This is a genomic window from Marihabitans asiaticum (assembly GCF_007828725.1).
GTDB classification, from domain to species: domain Bacteria; phylum Actinomycetota; class Actinomycetes; order Actinomycetales; family Dermatophilaceae; genus Marihabitans; species Marihabitans asiaticum.
Map to the genome: position 1 here is coordinate 46,291 of NZ_VIUW01000003.1, position 13,598 is coordinate 59,888.

Below are 13,598 nucleotides of genomic sequence, written 5' to 3' on the forward strand. Positions count from 1 at the left end.
GGTGACCACGCGATGGGCAGGACGCTGGCCGAGAAGGTGTGGGAGCAGCACGTCGTCCGCCGGGTCGACGGGGAACCCGACCTCATCTACATCGACCTTCACCTCCTGCACGAGGTGACCAGCCCGCAGGCCTTCGAGGGTTTGCGGCTCGCGGGCCGTGACGTCCGCCGCCCCGACCTCACCCTCGCCACCGAGGATCACAACGTGCCGACCACCCCGGGCCCGATCACCGACCCGGTGAGCCGGACCCAGGTCGAGACGCTGCGCAGCAACTGCGAGGAGTTCGGCATCCGGTTGCATCCGATGGGCGACGCCGAGCAGGGCATCGTTCACGTCGTCGGTCCGCAGCTGGGTCTGACCCAGCCGGGCATGACCGTGGTCTGCGGGGACAGCCACACCTCGACCCATGGCGCCTTCGGGGCACTCGCCTTCGGCATCGGGACCAGCGAGGTCGAGCACGTGCTGGCTACACAGACCCTGTCGCTGCGCCCCTTCAAGACGATGGCGATCACCGTACGCGGTGAGCTGCAGCCCGGCGTGACGGCCAAGGACGTCATCCTCGCCGTCATCGCCAAGATCGGTACCGGGGGAGGGCAGGGTTACGTGCTCGAGTACCGGGGCGAGGCGATCGAGTCGCTCTCGATGGAGGCCCGGATGACGGTGTGCAACATGTCGATCGAGGCGGGCGCACGGGCGGGGATGATCGCCCCCGACGAGACCACCTTCGAGTACCTCCGCGGGCGCGACCACGCGCCGCAGGGGGCGGACTGGGAGGCGGCGCTCGCCGACTGGCGCGAGCTGCGCACCGACGACGACGCCGTCTTCGACGCCGAGGTCGTCATCGACGCCGCCGAGCTCACCCCCTTCGTCACCTGGGGCACGAACCCGGGCCAGGGGGCCCCCCTGGCCGAGGCGGTCCCCGACCCGGAGGCCATGGGCGACGACACCGCCAAGGCGGCCGCCCGCAGCGCCCTGGAGTACATGGGCCTCACCGCGGGGACGCCGCTGCGCGCGATCGCCGTGGACACCGTCTTCGTCGGGTCGTGCACCAACGGGCGGATCGAGGACCTGCGCGCTGCGGCTGAGGTGATCAAGGGTCGGCGGGTCGCCGAGGGAGTGCGGATGCTCGTCGTCCCCGGCTCGGCCCGGGTCAGGCTGCAGGCCGAGGCCGAAGGGCTGGACCGCACCTTCGCCGAGGCCGGCGCCGAGTGGCGGCTGCCGGGCTGCTCGATGTGCCTCGGGATGAACCCCGACACCCTCGCCCCCGGAGAGCGCAGCGCCTCGACGTCCAACCGCAACTTCGAGGGACGACAGGGCACGGGCGGGCGCACCCACCTCGTGAGCCCGCTCGTCGCCGCGGCGACCGCGGTGCGCGGCACCCTGTCCAGCCCCGCCGACCTCGACCCGATGCCGACGGGTCGCGCGGCCCAGGCCCAGAGCGCCTGAGGAGGAGCGATGGAGAAGTTCACCACCCACACCGGGATCGGCGTCCCGCTGCGACGGAGCAACGTCGACACCGACCAGATCATCCCGGCCGTCTACCTCAAGCGCGTCTCGCGCACCGGATTCGAGGACGGGCTCTTCGCCGCCTGGCGCAAGGCCGACGACTTCGTGCTCAACGCCGAGCCGTTCCGTCACGGCTCGGTGCTCGTCGCCGGCCCTGACTTCGGCACCGGGTCCTCACGTGAGCACGCCGTGTGGGCGCTCATGGACTACGGCTTCCGTGTCGTCATCTCCTCCCGCTTCGCCGACATCTTCCGCGGCAACTCCGGCAAGCAGGGGCTGCTCACCGCGCAGGTCTCGCAGGACGACGTCGAGCTGCTGTGGAAGCACCTGGAGAACAACCCGGGTGCGGAAGTCACCGTCGACCTCACGGCCAAGACGGTGACCGCCGACCACATCGTCTGCGCCTTCGAGGTCGACGAGTACACGCGATGGCGGCTGCTGGAGGGGCTCGACGACATCGGGCTGACCCTCTCGCACGTCGAGGACGTCGACGCCTTCGAGGCCGGGAGGCCGTCGCACAAGCCCACGACCACGCTTCGCTGAACCGGCACGACGGGCGGGCCTCGTCCTCGAGGTGATGGACCTCTGGCGCTGCTCGCTCTACCGTCAGGGTAGGTCGAGCAACGGCGCCCGGCCTCCGAGAGCCGGGGACGCCGGCGCTGGACGATGGAGCACTCGTGAACAAGGCAGAACTCATCAAGTCGATCGAGCAGGCGCTGGGCAGCCGCAAGGCTGCGACGGAGGCACTGGACGCTGTGCTCGACGCGATCGTCCGAGAGGTGAGCAAGGGCGGCAAGGTCGCGATCACCGGCTTCGGGACGTTCGAGAAGGCGGCCCGGGCCGCGCGGACCGGTCGCAACCCCCGTACCGGGGAAGCGGTGCGGATCCCGCAGACGTCCGTCCCGCGCTTCAAGCCGGCCTCGAGCTTCAAGAGCTACGTCGCCGACCCGACGTCCCTGCCCAAGGCGGCACCGGCCGTCGCCCGTGCCGCGGTGGGCACCGCGACCGTTGTGGTCGAATCGGCCGCACGGCTGGCCGGCCTGCCCACGAGGGCTGCGCCGGCGAAGGGGTCCGCGAGCCCGAGCGAGGACGAGGGCTCTGCCTCGCCGAGGAAGAGCGCCGCGAAGAAGTCGGCGGCGAAGAAGTCGAGCTCGGGTGGTGGTGCCGCGACGAAGTCCACCGCCAAGAAGTCCGCGGCGAAGAAGTCGAGCTCGGGTGGTGGTGCCTCGAAGAAGTCGGCGGCGAAGAAGTCGAGCTCGGGTGGTGGTGCCTCGAAGAAGTCGGCGGCGAAGAAGTCGAGCTCGGGTGGTGGTGCTGCGAAGAAGTCTGCGGCGAAGAAGAGCACGGCGAAGAAGTCGAGCTCGGGTGGTGGTGCCGCGAAGAAGTCGTCGGCGAAGAAGTCCACCGCCAAGAAGTCTCCGGCGAAGAAGAGCACCGCGAAGAAGAGCACCGCGAAGAAGTCCGGCTCCTGACGCGCGAGCGAGCCGCGGCGCGGCCCCGAGACCGGCGGCGCCGAGGATCCTCGTCAGCTCACGTCGTGCACGGTCAGCCCGATGCGCTCGACCTCCGAGCCGTCGGGTGACACCGTGACGTGCAGACGCTGACCCGGCCGGAGGTGCCGGAGCCTGCTGCCTGCCACCACCGACCCCGGGACGGTAAGCCGGTGCCCGGAATCGGTCACGACGACGGCGTCGGCGACCCGCGAGGTCGTCTCGACACGAAGAACCGTCACCTGCATGGGCGTGAGTGTAGGTCTGGCTATCGTGGCATCTCCTCTCATGAGAGCCCTCAAGGTCGAAGGAGCGCCTAGGTGGTCGAGCACCGCACCCCGGTACCGCCGATGTACCGGTTCGTCGCCAACGTGCTGCGGCCACCCCTTCGCCTGCTCATGGACTACTCGGTGCGCGGGCTGGAGAACCTGCCCGAGAGCGGCGGCTTCATCGTCACCCCGAACCACCTGTCCTACGCCGACCCCTTCCCCTGGGCGCACGTGCTCTACGACCGCGGGATCGCGCCGGTCTACCTGGCCAAGAGCGAGCTCTTCGACTCGGCCGTGCTGGGGTACATCCTGCGGCACGCGGGCCAGGTGCCGGTCGAGCGCGAGACGAGCAGCGCGGCGGAGGTCCTCGGGCGGGCCGTCCAGGCCCTCGACCGCGGCCAGTGCGTCGCGATCTACCCCGAGGGAACCCTCACGAGAGACCCCGACCTGTGGCCCATGCGTGGCAAGACCGGCGCCGCCCGGCTGGCACTGGAGGCCCGCTGCCCGGTCATCCCGATCGCCCAGTGGGGCCCGCAGGAGATCCTCGCGCCGTACGGCCGCTTGCCTCGACTCTTCCCCCGCACGACGATCCACGTGCGCTACGGCCCTCCGGTCGACCTGTCCGACCTCTACGACGACGGGACGCCGAGCGCCGAAGCGTGCGTCGAGGCGACGAACCGGATCATGCGCGGCATCACCGACGAGCTCGAAGTGCTGCGCGGCGAGCGTGCACCCGCAGTACGGTTCGACCCAAGGGCGCACGGGATGCCCCTGACCGGCGACTACACGCGGGGAGCGCGACCGGTCAGCCGCGGCTGAGCGAAGGAGGAGCATGATGAGCAAGATCGCAGTCCTAGGTGGCGGCAGCTGGGGGACCGGGTTCGCCACGGTGCTGGCCGACGCCGGCAACGACGTCGTCATCTGGTCCCACCGCCAGGAGCAGGTCGACCAGATCAACGCCGGCTGCAACGAGCGCTACCTCCCGGGCCACCAGCTGCCGGACGCGATCTCGGCGACCGCAGACCCCCGCGAGGCCGTCGACGGCGCCTGGGCGACGGTGCTGGCGATCCCCAGCCAGTCCCTGCGCGACAACCTCTCGCGCTGGGGAGACGTCCTCGACGGCCAGGTCGTCGTCTCCCTCATGAAGGGTGTCGAGCTCGGCACGACGAAGCGGATGAGCGAGGTCATCTCCGAGGCCGGTGGGGTCCCGACCGACCGGATCGTCGTCGTCTCCGGACCCAACCTCGCGCGCGAGATCGTCCAGCGCCAGCCGGCCGCCACGGTCGTTGCCTGCGCCGACGCCGCGGTCGCCGACCGCTTCGCGGCCGCCTGCGCCACGCGCTACTTCCGTCCCTACACCTCGCCCGACATCGTCGGGGCCGAGGTCGGCGGCGCGGTGAAGAACGTCATCGCCCTCGCCGTCGGCATGGCCGAGGGCCTGGGCATGGGTGACAACACGAAGTCCTCGATCATCACCCGCGGCCTGGCCGAGATCACTCGCCTGGGCGTCGCGCTGGGGGCGGACGCGCGCACCTTCGCCGGGCTCGCGGGGGTCGGCGACCTCATCGCGACCTGCATGTCGCCGCTGTCTCGCAACCACTCCTTCGGGGTCAGGCTGGGCCAGGGGATGTCGGTCGAGGACATCCAGGCAGAGCAGCAGCAGACGGCCGAAGGGGTGAAGTCGTGCGCCTCGATCCTGGCGCTGGCTCAGCACCACGACGTCGAGGTCCCGATCACCGAGCAGGTCAACGCCTGCGTCCACGAGGGCAAGTCGCCCGAGGAGGTCGTGCACGACCTGCTCGCCCGCGCCCGCAAGCCCGAGACGGACTGAGCCCGTCCGCCGTCAGGAGCGCAGGGCCCGGTCCAGGTCGCGCCAGAGGTCCTCGACGTCCTCGACCCCGACCGAGAGCCGCAGCAGGTCGACCGGGGTCGACTCCGGCTCGCCGGGCTGGCGCCGGCGTCGCTCGAGCTGGGACTCCACGCCGCCCAGGCTCGTCGAGTGCGACCAGAGCCGGGTCGAGGTCGCGACCTGCTCGGCCCCCTTCGCCCCTCCGCTCACCTCGATCGAGACGATCGCGCCAAAGCCGGGGTAGCGCACCCTGGTGACTCGCTCGTGGCCCCCGAGCCGGCTGGCCAGCTCGGCCGCGTTGGCGCAGGCGCGCTCCAGGCGCACCGAGAGGGTGCGCAGGCCGCGCAGCACGAGCCAGGCCTCCATCGGCCCGGCGATGCCGCCGCCGAGCTGCCGGTGCCGGGCGAGCCGGGCCTGGACCTGCGTCAGGTCGGGCCGGGTCACGGTGAGCCCGAGGATGACGTCGGAGTGCCCGGAGAGGTACTTCGTCGCGGAGTGCACGACGACTTCGGCGCCGGAGCGCAGCGGCTGCTGCAGCAGCGGGGTGGCGAAGGTGTTGTCCACCGCCGCCAGCGCGCCCGCCTCGTGCGCCGCGCGCACCAGGCCGTCGAGGTCGGCGACGTCGAGCAGGGGGTTGGTCGGCGACTCCAACCAGAGCAGGTCGGCGCCGGGGAGAGCGGCTCGGACCCCTTCGTCGTCGGTCACGTCGATCCAGCGCACGGTGAGCCGTCCGGCCTCGGCCGCCTCGGTCAGCGCGACGACTACCCCGTTGTAGGCGGCGAAGGGGGCGAGCACGGTCCCCCCGGCCGGCACGAGGGAGAGGACGGCCGAGACGGCCGCCATCCCCGAGGCGAAGGCGAGCGCATCGCCGCCTTCGAGGGCGCCGACCGCCTCCTCCAGGGCCGTCCAGGTGGGGTTGCCGCCCCGGGCGTAGTTGACCGGGCCGTCGGCGATGTAGGTGGAGGTGAAGGTAGGGGAGACGTTCAGCGGCGCCCCCGGGTCGCGGCCGGGGCGACCGAGGGCCACCACCTGGGTGGCCGGCGAGAGAGGGTGGTCGTGGTGCCCGGCGGTCATGGGCGACAGGGTAGCGACGGCGACACGGCGGCGCTGACGCTGGCGGGGCGAGCCCGCGCACTAGAGTCGGGTCCTGATGACTACCGATGAGACCCGCAAGCCCCGGGTGGCTGTCGTCTTCGGCGGCCGGTCCTCCGAGCACGCCGTGTCCTGCGCCACCGCCGCCGGTGTCCTGCGGGCCATCGACCGGGAGCGTTACGACGTCGTCCCGGTCGGGGTCGCCCGAGACGGCTCGTGGGTGCTGGTCGAGGACGACCCGGACCCGCTGCAGCTGACCACGGACCACACCCCCGAGGTGGCGCACAGCGGCACCGAGGTCGCCCTGTCCACCGCCGTCGGCGACCGGTCGTTGCTCGTGCAGGAGCCGGGGCAGCCCCCGCGCGCGCTCGGCGAGGTCGACGTCGTCTTCCCGCTGCTGCACGGGCCGTACGGCGAGGACGGGACGCTGCAGGGGATGCTCGAGCTGGCCGACGTGCGCTACGTCGGCTCCGGCGTCCTTGCCTCTGCGGCGGGCATGGACAAGCACTACATGAAGGTCGTCTTCGCCGGTGCGGGTCTGCCACTGGGGCCGTACACCGTGATCACCGACCGGCAGTGGCGCGCCGACAAGGCGGCGGCGATGGATGCCGCGGCGGCGCTGAGCTTCCCCGTCTTCGTCAAGCCGTGCCGGGCGGGCTCGTCGATGGGGGTGAGCAAGGTCGACTCCGTCGACGGTCTCGAGGCGGCGGTCGAGGTGGCGCGCTCGCACGACCTCAAGGTCATCGTCGAGGCGGGTATCGAGGGCCGAGAGATCGAGTGCGCGGTGCTCGAGGGGCACGGGACCGAGTCCCCACGGACCTCGCTGCCCGGCGAGATCATGCTCGAGAGCGGGCACGGGCACGACTTCTACGACTTCGAGGCGAAGTACCTGGACGAGGCTGCGGTCCGGCTCTCCTGCCCGGCGGAGCTGCCCGACGACGTGAGCGAGGAGGTCCGGCGGCTGGCCGGCGCCGCGTTCGAGGCGCTGGGGTGCGAGGGCCTGGCCCGGGTCGACTGCTTCGTGACCGAGCGCGGCGAGGTCCTCATCAACGAGATCAACACGATGCCCGGCTTCACCCCGCACTCGATGTACCCGCGCATGTGGGAGGCGAGCGGCGTGAGCTACCCCGAGCTCATCGACGACCTGATCCAGCTGGCGCTGAACCGGCCGGTCGGGCTGCGCTGACGCTCACCTCGACCGCGGCACCGCGGACGCCCTCAGGAGCAGCGGCGGCCGTTCGGCGGCAGCTCGCCGGCGGCCTCGGCGAAGGCGGGGAGCAGCAGGGGAGCGGGGGCGTAGTCCTGCGGTACGAGCAACTCGATCGCGGGGGTGGTGCCGAAGGTGGTCAGCCTCACCCCGTCGTCGAGGCGGCTGGCGACCCAGTCGATGCCGTCGACGCTGATGCACTGCTCGGTCGTCGGGCCGAGGGGCGGAACCCCGCAGCGGGCGATGACGGCCGGATTTCCCCATGCCCGGACGGCCCGGTGCTCCGGCGCCGTCGGTCGCGCCGCCTCGCCGGCCACGTCGGCCGGCCAGCGGGCGCCGGCCGCGGCGCAGGCGTCGTCGTCGGCGCCAGGAGGGAGGCCGACCTCGACGTCGGCGGTGCGCGTGAGGTAGACGGCGACGGCCAGAGCCGCGGTGACGAGCACGACCAGCGCGGCGGTGAGGGCCTGCCGGCCGGTCGGGGACGGGCGGGTGCTCAGGTCAGGCCTCGACGACCGGGCAGGTCAGGGTGCGGGTAATGCCCTCGACCTGCTGGACCCGGGCCAGGACGAGCCGGCCGAGATCGTCCATCGACCCGGCCTCGAGCTGGGCGACGACGTCGTAGGGGCCGGTGACCTCCTTGGCCTCGGCCACGCCGTCGATCTCGCTCAGCGCCTGCCGCACATCGGTGGACCGGCCGACATCTGTCTGGATGAGCACGAACGCGTGGACCATGGCGTCTCCTCTTCTCGACCGTCGGGCAGTCGCACGCTACCCGCTCCCCGCTCGGTAGCGAGGGCGGATGAGATCGTGGCGAGGTGATCGACGACACGACGACCCTCGGCGAGCTGGACGAGGAGCACATCCTCGCCGAGCTGCTGCCGGTCCTCACCCGTCACACGTCCGCCACGGTGCGGGTCGGGGTCGGCGACGACGCGGCGGTGCTCGCGGCGCACGTGTCCGTCGTCGCCACGACGGACACGATGGTCAAGGGGGTGGACTGGCGCGACGACTGGTCGCTCCCACAGGAGGTGGGCCGCAAGCTCGTCGCGCAGAACGTCAGCGACCTCGCCGCGATGGGGGCCCGGCCCACGGGTCTGCTGCTCACGGTGGCTTCCGAGCCAAACCTGCCGTTGCGCTGGTTGCTCCAGCTGGGCGAAGGGGTGTCAGCGGCCGCCGCAGAGGCGGGCACCGTGGTCGTCGGCGGGGATGTCTCGGCGGCCCCAGGTGGGGTGGTGCTCCTCGGGATGACCGCGATCGGGGACCTCGAGGGGCGGGCTCCGGTGACCCGGGCAGGGGCGCGCCCAGGAGACGTGGTGGCCGTCCGCGGATCGCTGGGGCGCTCGGGCGCCGGGTTGAGGTTGCTGGGGCAGGGGGCCGCTCGGGAGGAGATGACCGGCGCGGCGGCGCAGCTCGTCGCGGACCACTGCGCCCCTCGGCCGCCGTGGGAGGCCGGCGCGGAGGCGGCTGCGGCCGGCGCGACGTCGATGATCGATCTCTCCGACGGGCTGGTGCGCGACGCGAGCCGGGTCGCCCGGGCCAGCGATGTGCGGCTCGACCTGGAGTCCGACCTGCTGGCCGTGCAGGTCGCCGCCCTCGCGGAGGTCGTCGGCGAGGAGGCGGCCTGGGCGGACGTCCTCGGCGGCGGTGAGGAGCACTCTCTGCTCGCGACCTTCGGCCCGACGGCCCGTCCGCCGCACGGCTGGCTCGCGATCGGTGCCGTCGCGGCGGCTCACGACGCCGAGTCGCCGGTCACCCTCGACGGCCAGCGTGTCGAGGTCACCGGGTGGGACCACTTCGACCGCTCGACTGCGGGCCGGGAGGGTGTCGCGGGTCCGCGCGCACTGCCAGGGACGACGAAGGGCCGGTCCGAGACGGACCGGCCCTGACGTCGTGCAGAGAGTCGGGTCAGCGGGTGACCTTGCCCGCCTTGAGGCAGGAGGTGCACACGTTCATCCGCTTCGGCGTGCTGCCGCCCTCGCCGACCCGAGCCTTGACGCGCTGGATGTTGGGGTTCCAGCGTCGCTTGGTGCGGCGGTGGGAGTGCGAGATGGAGTGCCCGAAGCTCGGGCCCTTGCCGCAGACGTCGCAGTTGGCAGCCACGGGGTGTCTCCTTGAGTGGATTGAGCGGTATCGATCACGTACTAGCTGTGTGCCTGGGTCACGCGGCGCGCACTGGGCTCGCACGAAGGTCGAGTCGGGGCAGCGGCCTGCTCAGGCAACCGGTCCAGGGTAGCCGAGGCCGTAGCGCGCCACCAAAACGCCGAGTCCTGCCGGCGGGCGTCGGCTAGCGTGCGGAGGGTGATCACCGCCCTCGACGCCGACGCGCTGCGCCGCTGGGCCGTCATGACCCGGGCCGCGCTGGCCGCCCGTCGCGCCGAGATCGACGCGCTCAACGTCTTCCCCGTGCCCGACGGCGACACCGGGACCAACCTCTACCTCACCCTCGACCAGGCTCTCGACGCCGTGCGCTCCGACCACGAGCGCTGCGGGGTCCTCGGTCAGGTCGACCTGGCCGGTGAGGCGGCCGCGATTTCCCGGGCCGCGATGCTCTCTGCCCGAGGCAACTCCGGCGTCATCCTCAGCCAGCTGATCCGCGGGGTGAGCGAGGAGCTCACCCGCTCGGCCGGCGAGACGGTCGGGGTGGACGCCATCGCATCGGCCCTGGAGGCCGCGGCCCGGCGGGCCCGCGAGAGCGTCGTCCGGCCCAAGGAGGGGACCATCCTCTCCGTCGCCGACGCCGCTGCTCGAGCGGCGCGGACCGTGGCGGACGACGGGGCCGACCTGGCGGCCCTGACCACCGCCGTCGTCGGCGCCGCCCGCGAGGCACTGGCCCGCACCCCTTCGCAGCTGACGGTGCTCGCCGACGCCGGTGTCGTCGACGCCGGTGGCGCCGGTCTCCTCCTCTTCGTCGAGGCACTGGACCGGGTCGTGCACGAGCAGCAGCCGGTCGACCGCTTCGAGGTCGACGACTTCATGATGAACCTCGACCTGCAGCGGCGACCGGGCTGGCGGTCCGAGCCCAGTGCGATCGAGGGCGACCACGAGGGGGAGCAGGACGGGACGGAGCACGACCCCGGCTTCGAGGTGATGTACCTGCTCGACGGCGTCGAGGAGGCGGCCCTGGAGGACCTCAGGCAGGGGCTGGACCGGCTGGGCGACAGCGTCGTCGTGAGCGGCGACGGCGAGCGGGTGCGGGTGCACGTGCACACCGACGACATCGGCGCCGCGCTCGAGGCGGGGCTGGCCGCGGGCCACCCCCACGACGTGCAGGTCACCCCGCTGGAGCACATCGTGCACCCGCCGCCCCGGGTCGGTCTGGCCGTCGTCGCCTGCGCGGCCGGCCCGGGCATCGCTGAGGTCTTCGAGCAGGCGGGAGCGCGGGTGGTCACCTCCGGTCCGGGGCGGCGTGCCTCCGCGGGCGAGCTGCTCGACGCGGTCCGCGGGACCGGCTCCGGTGACGTGCTTCTCCTGCCGAACGACCGCGACACCCTGCTCGCCGCGAACGCCTGCGCGCAGGCGGCCGGTCAGGAGGGGCAGCAGGTGCACGTGGTGGAGTCGACGACGGTGGTGCAGGGCATCGCGGCCCTCGCCGTGTACGACCCGGCGGCCGATGCCCGGCACAACCAGATCACGATGACGCGCGCCGCGGCGGCTACCCGCCACGGCGCGGTCACGATCGCCGTCAAGGACGGCCTGACCTCGGGCGGTCCGTGCCGCGTCGGCGACGCCCTCGGGATCGTCGGCGGCGACATCACCATCGTCGGCGAGGACCTCGAGCAGGTCGCCGGGCAGGTGCTCGAGCGGCTCTGCGGGTCCGGGGTCGAGCTGGTCACCCTCGTCGCGGGCGAAGGGGTGGACCCGGGCCTGCTCGAGACGCTCACCGACGCCGCCGAGTCGTCCGCTCCCGGGGTCGAGGTCGAGGTCGTCGACGGTGGTCAGTCGCACTACCCCGTCCTCATCGGGGTCGAGTAGTGGCGACCGAGCAGACCCGGCTGAAGGGCCTGGTCGGGCAGGCCGCGGCCAAGCTCGCCACCCACCGTGGCATCACCACCGTCGCCGACCTGCTCGACTTCGCCCCGCGGCGGTACCGAACCACCGCGGCAGACCTCGGTGCTCCGGCCGTGGGCGACTACCTCGTCGCGGTGGCGACCGTGGAGTCGGCGAAGGGCCGCTCCATGCGCAACCGCAAGGGACGGATGCTCGAGGTCGTCATCACCGACGGCCGCAGCCGGATGGACGTCACCTTCTTCCGCGCCTACGGGCACGAGCAGAACCTCCAGGTGGGCAGGACCTTCCTCTTCGCCGGGCAGGTGGGGGAGTACCGCGGGCGCCGACAGCTGGCCCACCCCGCCTACTCGACGCTGGAGTCGGTCGCTGCCCTGGGTGAGCTCGCGGTGGACGAAGGGGGATTGATCCCGATCTACCGGCACGTGCCCGGTGTGCAGTCGTGGGGGATCTCCGCCGCGGTCCGGGTCGTGCTCAAGCAGCTCGACTCGGTCACCGAGCCGGTGCCAGAGGAGGTCCGGGAGCGCCGCGGGCTGCTGCCGCGCCGTGAGGCGCTCAGCGCGCTGCACGCTCCGCACACCATGGAGGACGTGAGGCGGGCGCGGGCGACCTTGCGCTTCGAGGAGGCCTTCGTCCTGCAGTGCCTGCTCGGTCAGCGCCGCCTGCTCCGCGCCCGTGAGCTGACCCGCCCGCGAAGGGGGGAAGGTGAGCTGCTGGCCGCCTTCGACGACCGGCTCCCCTTCGAGCTCACCGCAGGCCAGCGCGAGGTCGGTGAGGAGATCCTCGGCGAGCTCGCCGGTGAGACGCCGATGCACCGGCTGCTGCAGGGAGACGTCGGCTCGGGCAAGACGGTGGTGGCGCTGCGGGCGATGCTCGCGGCGGTCGACTCCGGCGGGCAGGCGGCTCTGCTCGCACCGACCGAGGTGCTCGCGGCGCAGCACGAGCGCACGATCCGCGCCCTCCTCGGCGACCTCGCCGAGGAGGGGATGCTGGGGGGCGCCGAGCAGGCCACCCGGGTCAGGCTGCTCACCGGGTCGATGAGCGCCGCGGCCCGCCGTGAGGCCCTGCTCGAGATCGTCTCCGGCCAGGCCGGGATCGTCGTCGGGACGCACGCGCTGCTCGAGGACCGGGTCGACTTCGCCGACCTCGCGCTGGTGGTCATCGACGAGCAGCACCGCTTCGGCGTCGAGCAGCGCGATGCCCTGCGAGCCAAGGGCGAGCACCCGCCGCACCTGCTCGTGATGACCGCGACGCCCATCCCGCGCACCGTGGCGATGACCGTCTTCGGCGACATGGCCGTCTCGACCCTTCGCGACCGGCCGGGGGGACGCGAGGCCGTGAGCACCCACGTCGTGCCCGCCGGCAACGCGCGGTGGGTCGAGCGGATGTGGTCACGGGTGGCCGAGGAGATCGCGGCCGGTCGCCAGGCCTACGTCGTGTGCCCGCGGATCGGGGACGAGCTCGAGGACGGCGTCGACCTGCTCAGCGAGATCGAGGTCGGCGACGACGAGGCCGACGGCGAGCAGGTCGAGGCCGCGGGCGCGGTCGAGCGACCCCTCGCGGACGTCCTGGGGACGAAGGCCCTGCTCGAGGAGGTGCCCGCTCTGGCCGGGATGCGGACCGCGGTGATGCACGGGCGGCTGCCGGCGGAGGAGAAGGACGCGGTGATGACGGCGTTCACCTCCGGGGAGGTCGACGTGCTCGTCTCGACGACCGTCATCGAGGTCGGCGTCGACGTGCCCAACGCCAGCGTCATGGTCGTCCTGGACGCCGACCGCTTCGGCATCTCTCAGCTGCACCAGCTGCGGGGACGGATCGGTCGCGGCGGGCACCCCGGGGTCTGCCTGATCGTCTCGGGCAACGAGTCCGACGCCGCCCAGACCCGCCTGCAGGCGCTCGCCGCGACGAGCGACGGCTTCGAGCTGGCGCGTCTGGACCTCGCCCAGCGCCGCGAGGGAGACGTGCTCGGCACCGCGCAGTCGGGGGTGCGCTCCTCGCTGCGCCACCTCTCCCTGCTCCGGGACGAGGAGGTCATCGAGGTCGCCCGCGCCGACGTCGAGGCGGTGCTCGCCCAGGACCCCGGGCTGGACGCTCACCCGGACCTCGCCGCCGCGGTCTCCCGGTGGGCCGAGGAGGAGCAGGCGGCCTACCTGGAGAAGTCCTGACCGAGGCGATGCCGC

The 13,598-nt window shown here is 72.6% G+C and carries 14 protein-coding genes; 9 read left to right on the top strand and 5 right to left on the bottom strand.

Translation table 11 applies throughout. The features are described from left to right. The first annotated feature begins 12 nt into the window (after positions 1-12). The 3 genes from leuC to FB557_RS08380 all read left to right on the top strand — a co-directional run bounded on the left by leuC (position 13) and on the right by FB557_RS08380 (position 2,978). Entirely contained in the window at positions 13-1,446 is a 1,434-nt protein-coding gene (gene leuC, locus FB557_RS08370; protein WP_144857173.1) for a 3-isopropylmalate dehydratase large subunit, read from the top strand. 9 nt (positions 1,447-1,455) lie between these two features. Beyond that, entirely contained in the window at positions 1,456-2,049 is a 594-nt protein-coding gene (leuD, locus tag FB557_RS08375) for a 3-isopropylmalate dehydratase small subunit (RefSeq protein WP_144857174.1), read from the top strand. 134 nt (positions 2,050-2,183) lie between these two features. Further along, the gene (locus tag FB557_RS08380; RefSeq protein ID WP_144857175.1) at positions 2,184-2,978 is read left to right on the top strand and encodes an HU family DNA-binding protein; all 795 of its coding nucleotides are present in this window, start codon (positions 2,184-2,186) and stop codon (positions 2,976-2,978) included. Between the two features lie 53 nt (positions 2,979-3,031). Here the strand turns inward: FB557_RS08380 and FB557_RS08385 are convergent, their stop codons facing one another. After that, complete coding sequence (locus FB557_RS08385; RefSeq protein ID WP_144857176.1) at positions 3,032-3,244, bottom strand: hypothetical protein; 213 nt, start codon at positions 3,242-3,244, stop codon at positions 3,032-3,034. Between the two features lie 72 nt (positions 3,245-3,316). Here FB557_RS08385 and FB557_RS08390 point away from each other — a divergent pair, with 72 nt between their 5' ends. Continuing rightward, a complete protein-coding gene (locus FB557_RS08390) occupies positions 3,317-4,084 on the top strand; it encodes a lysophospholipid acyltransferase family protein (RefSeq protein WP_246074607.1) in 768 nt (255 codons plus the stop codon). 16 nt (positions 4,085-4,100) lie between these two features. Beyond that, a complete protein-coding gene (locus tag FB557_RS08395; protein ID WP_144857177.1) occupies positions 4,101-5,096 on the top strand; it encodes an NAD(P)H-dependent glycerol-3-phosphate dehydrogenase in 996 nt (331 codons plus the stop codon). A 12-nt stretch (positions 5,097-5,108) separates the two neighbouring features. Here FB557_RS08395 and FB557_RS08400 read toward each other — a convergent pair whose 3' ends face one another. Then, positions 5,109-6,188: a trans-sulfuration enzyme family protein gene (locus FB557_RS08400; protein WP_144857178.1), complete on the bottom strand. Its 1,080-nt coding sequence runs from the start codon at positions 6,186-6,188 to the stop codon at positions 5,109-5,111. A gap of 76 nt (positions 6,189-6,264) precedes the next feature. Between FB557_RS08400 and FB557_RS08405 the strand changes: the two genes are divergently transcribed. Then, positions 6,265-7,392: a D-alanine--D-alanine ligase family protein gene (locus FB557_RS08405; protein WP_144857179.1), complete on the top strand. Its 1,128-nt coding sequence runs from the start codon at positions 6,265-6,267 to the stop codon at positions 7,390-7,392. Positions 7,393-7,424: 32 nt separating this feature from the next. Here the strand turns inward: FB557_RS08405 and FB557_RS08410 are convergent, their stop codons facing one another. Both FB557_RS08410 and FB557_RS08415 read right to left on the bottom strand, forming a co-directional pair. Next, on the bottom strand, positions 7,425-7,856 hold the full coding sequence (locus FB557_RS08410; RefSeq protein WP_144857180.1) for a DUF3515 family protein: 432 nt from the start codon (positions 7,854-7,856) through the stop codon (positions 7,425-7,427). Positions 7,857-7,911: 55 nt separating this feature from the next. Beyond that, positions 7,912-8,145, bottom strand: a complete 234-nt coding sequence (locus FB557_RS08415; protein WP_144857181.1) for an Lrp/AsnC family transcriptional regulator — start codon at positions 8,143-8,145, stop codon at positions 7,912-7,914. A gap of 83 nt (positions 8,146-8,228) precedes the next feature. On the opposite strand from FB557_RS08415, the gene thiL reads away from it, so the two are divergent. After that, on the top strand, positions 8,229-9,299 hold the full coding sequence (gene thiL / locus FB557_RS08420) for a thiamine-phosphate kinase (RefSeq protein WP_144857182.1): 1,071 nt from the start codon (positions 8,229-8,231) through the stop codon (positions 9,297-9,299). Between the two features lie 19 nt (positions 9,300-9,318). Here thiL and rpmB read toward each other — a convergent pair whose 3' ends face one another. After that, on the bottom strand, positions 9,319-9,513 hold the full coding sequence (gene rpmB / locus FB557_RS08425; protein WP_144857183.1) for a 50S ribosomal protein L28: 195 nt from the start codon (positions 9,511-9,513) through the stop codon (positions 9,319-9,321). A gap of 198 nt (positions 9,514-9,711) precedes the next feature. Between rpmB and FB557_RS08430 the strand changes: the two genes are divergently transcribed. Together FB557_RS08430 and FB557_RS08435 are read left to right on the top strand one after the other, a co-directional pair. Continuing rightward, entirely contained in the window at positions 9,712-11,385 is a 1,674-nt protein-coding gene (locus FB557_RS08430) for a DAK2 domain-containing protein (protein WP_246074608.1), read from the top strand. Beyond that, positions 11,385-13,583, top strand: a complete 2,199-nt coding sequence (locus FB557_RS08435; RefSeq protein ID WP_144857184.1) for an ATP-dependent DNA helicase RecG — start codon at positions 11,385-11,387, stop codon at positions 13,581-13,583. The genes FB557_RS08430 and FB557_RS08435 overlap by 1 nt, the downstream gene beginning before the upstream one ends. Positions 13,584-13,598: the final 15 nt, after the last annotated feature.

Excerpts from the sequence above, each read along its gene's own strand:
- leuC (WP_144857173.1), top strand. The coding sequence starts at position 13 with ATGGGCAGGACGCTGGCCGAGAAGGTGTGGGAGCAGCACGTCGTCCGC.
- leuD (WP_144857174.1), top strand. The coding sequence starts at position 1,456 with ATGGAGAAGTTCACCACCCACACCGGGATCGGCGTCCCGCTGCGACGG.
- FB557_RS08385 (WP_144857176.1), bottom strand. The coding sequence starts at position 3,244 with ATGCAGGTGACGGTTCTTCGTGTCGAGACGACCTCGCGGGTCGCCGAC.
- FB557_RS08395 (WP_144857177.1), top strand. The coding sequence starts at position 4,101 with ATGAGCAAGATCGCAGTCCTAGGTGGCGGCAGCTGGGGGACCGGGTTC.
- FB557_RS08400 (WP_144857178.1), bottom strand. The coding sequence starts at position 6,188 with ATGACCGCCGGGCACCACGACCACCCTCTCTCGCCGGCCACCCAGGTG.
- FB557_RS08405 (WP_144857179.1), top strand. The coding sequence starts at position 6,265 with ATGACTACCGATGAGACCCGCAAGCCCCGGGTGGCTGTCGTCTTCGGC.
- FB557_RS08415 (WP_144857181.1), bottom strand. The coding sequence starts at position 8,145 with ATGGTCCACGCGTTCGTGCTCATCCAGACAGATGTCGGCCGGTCCACC.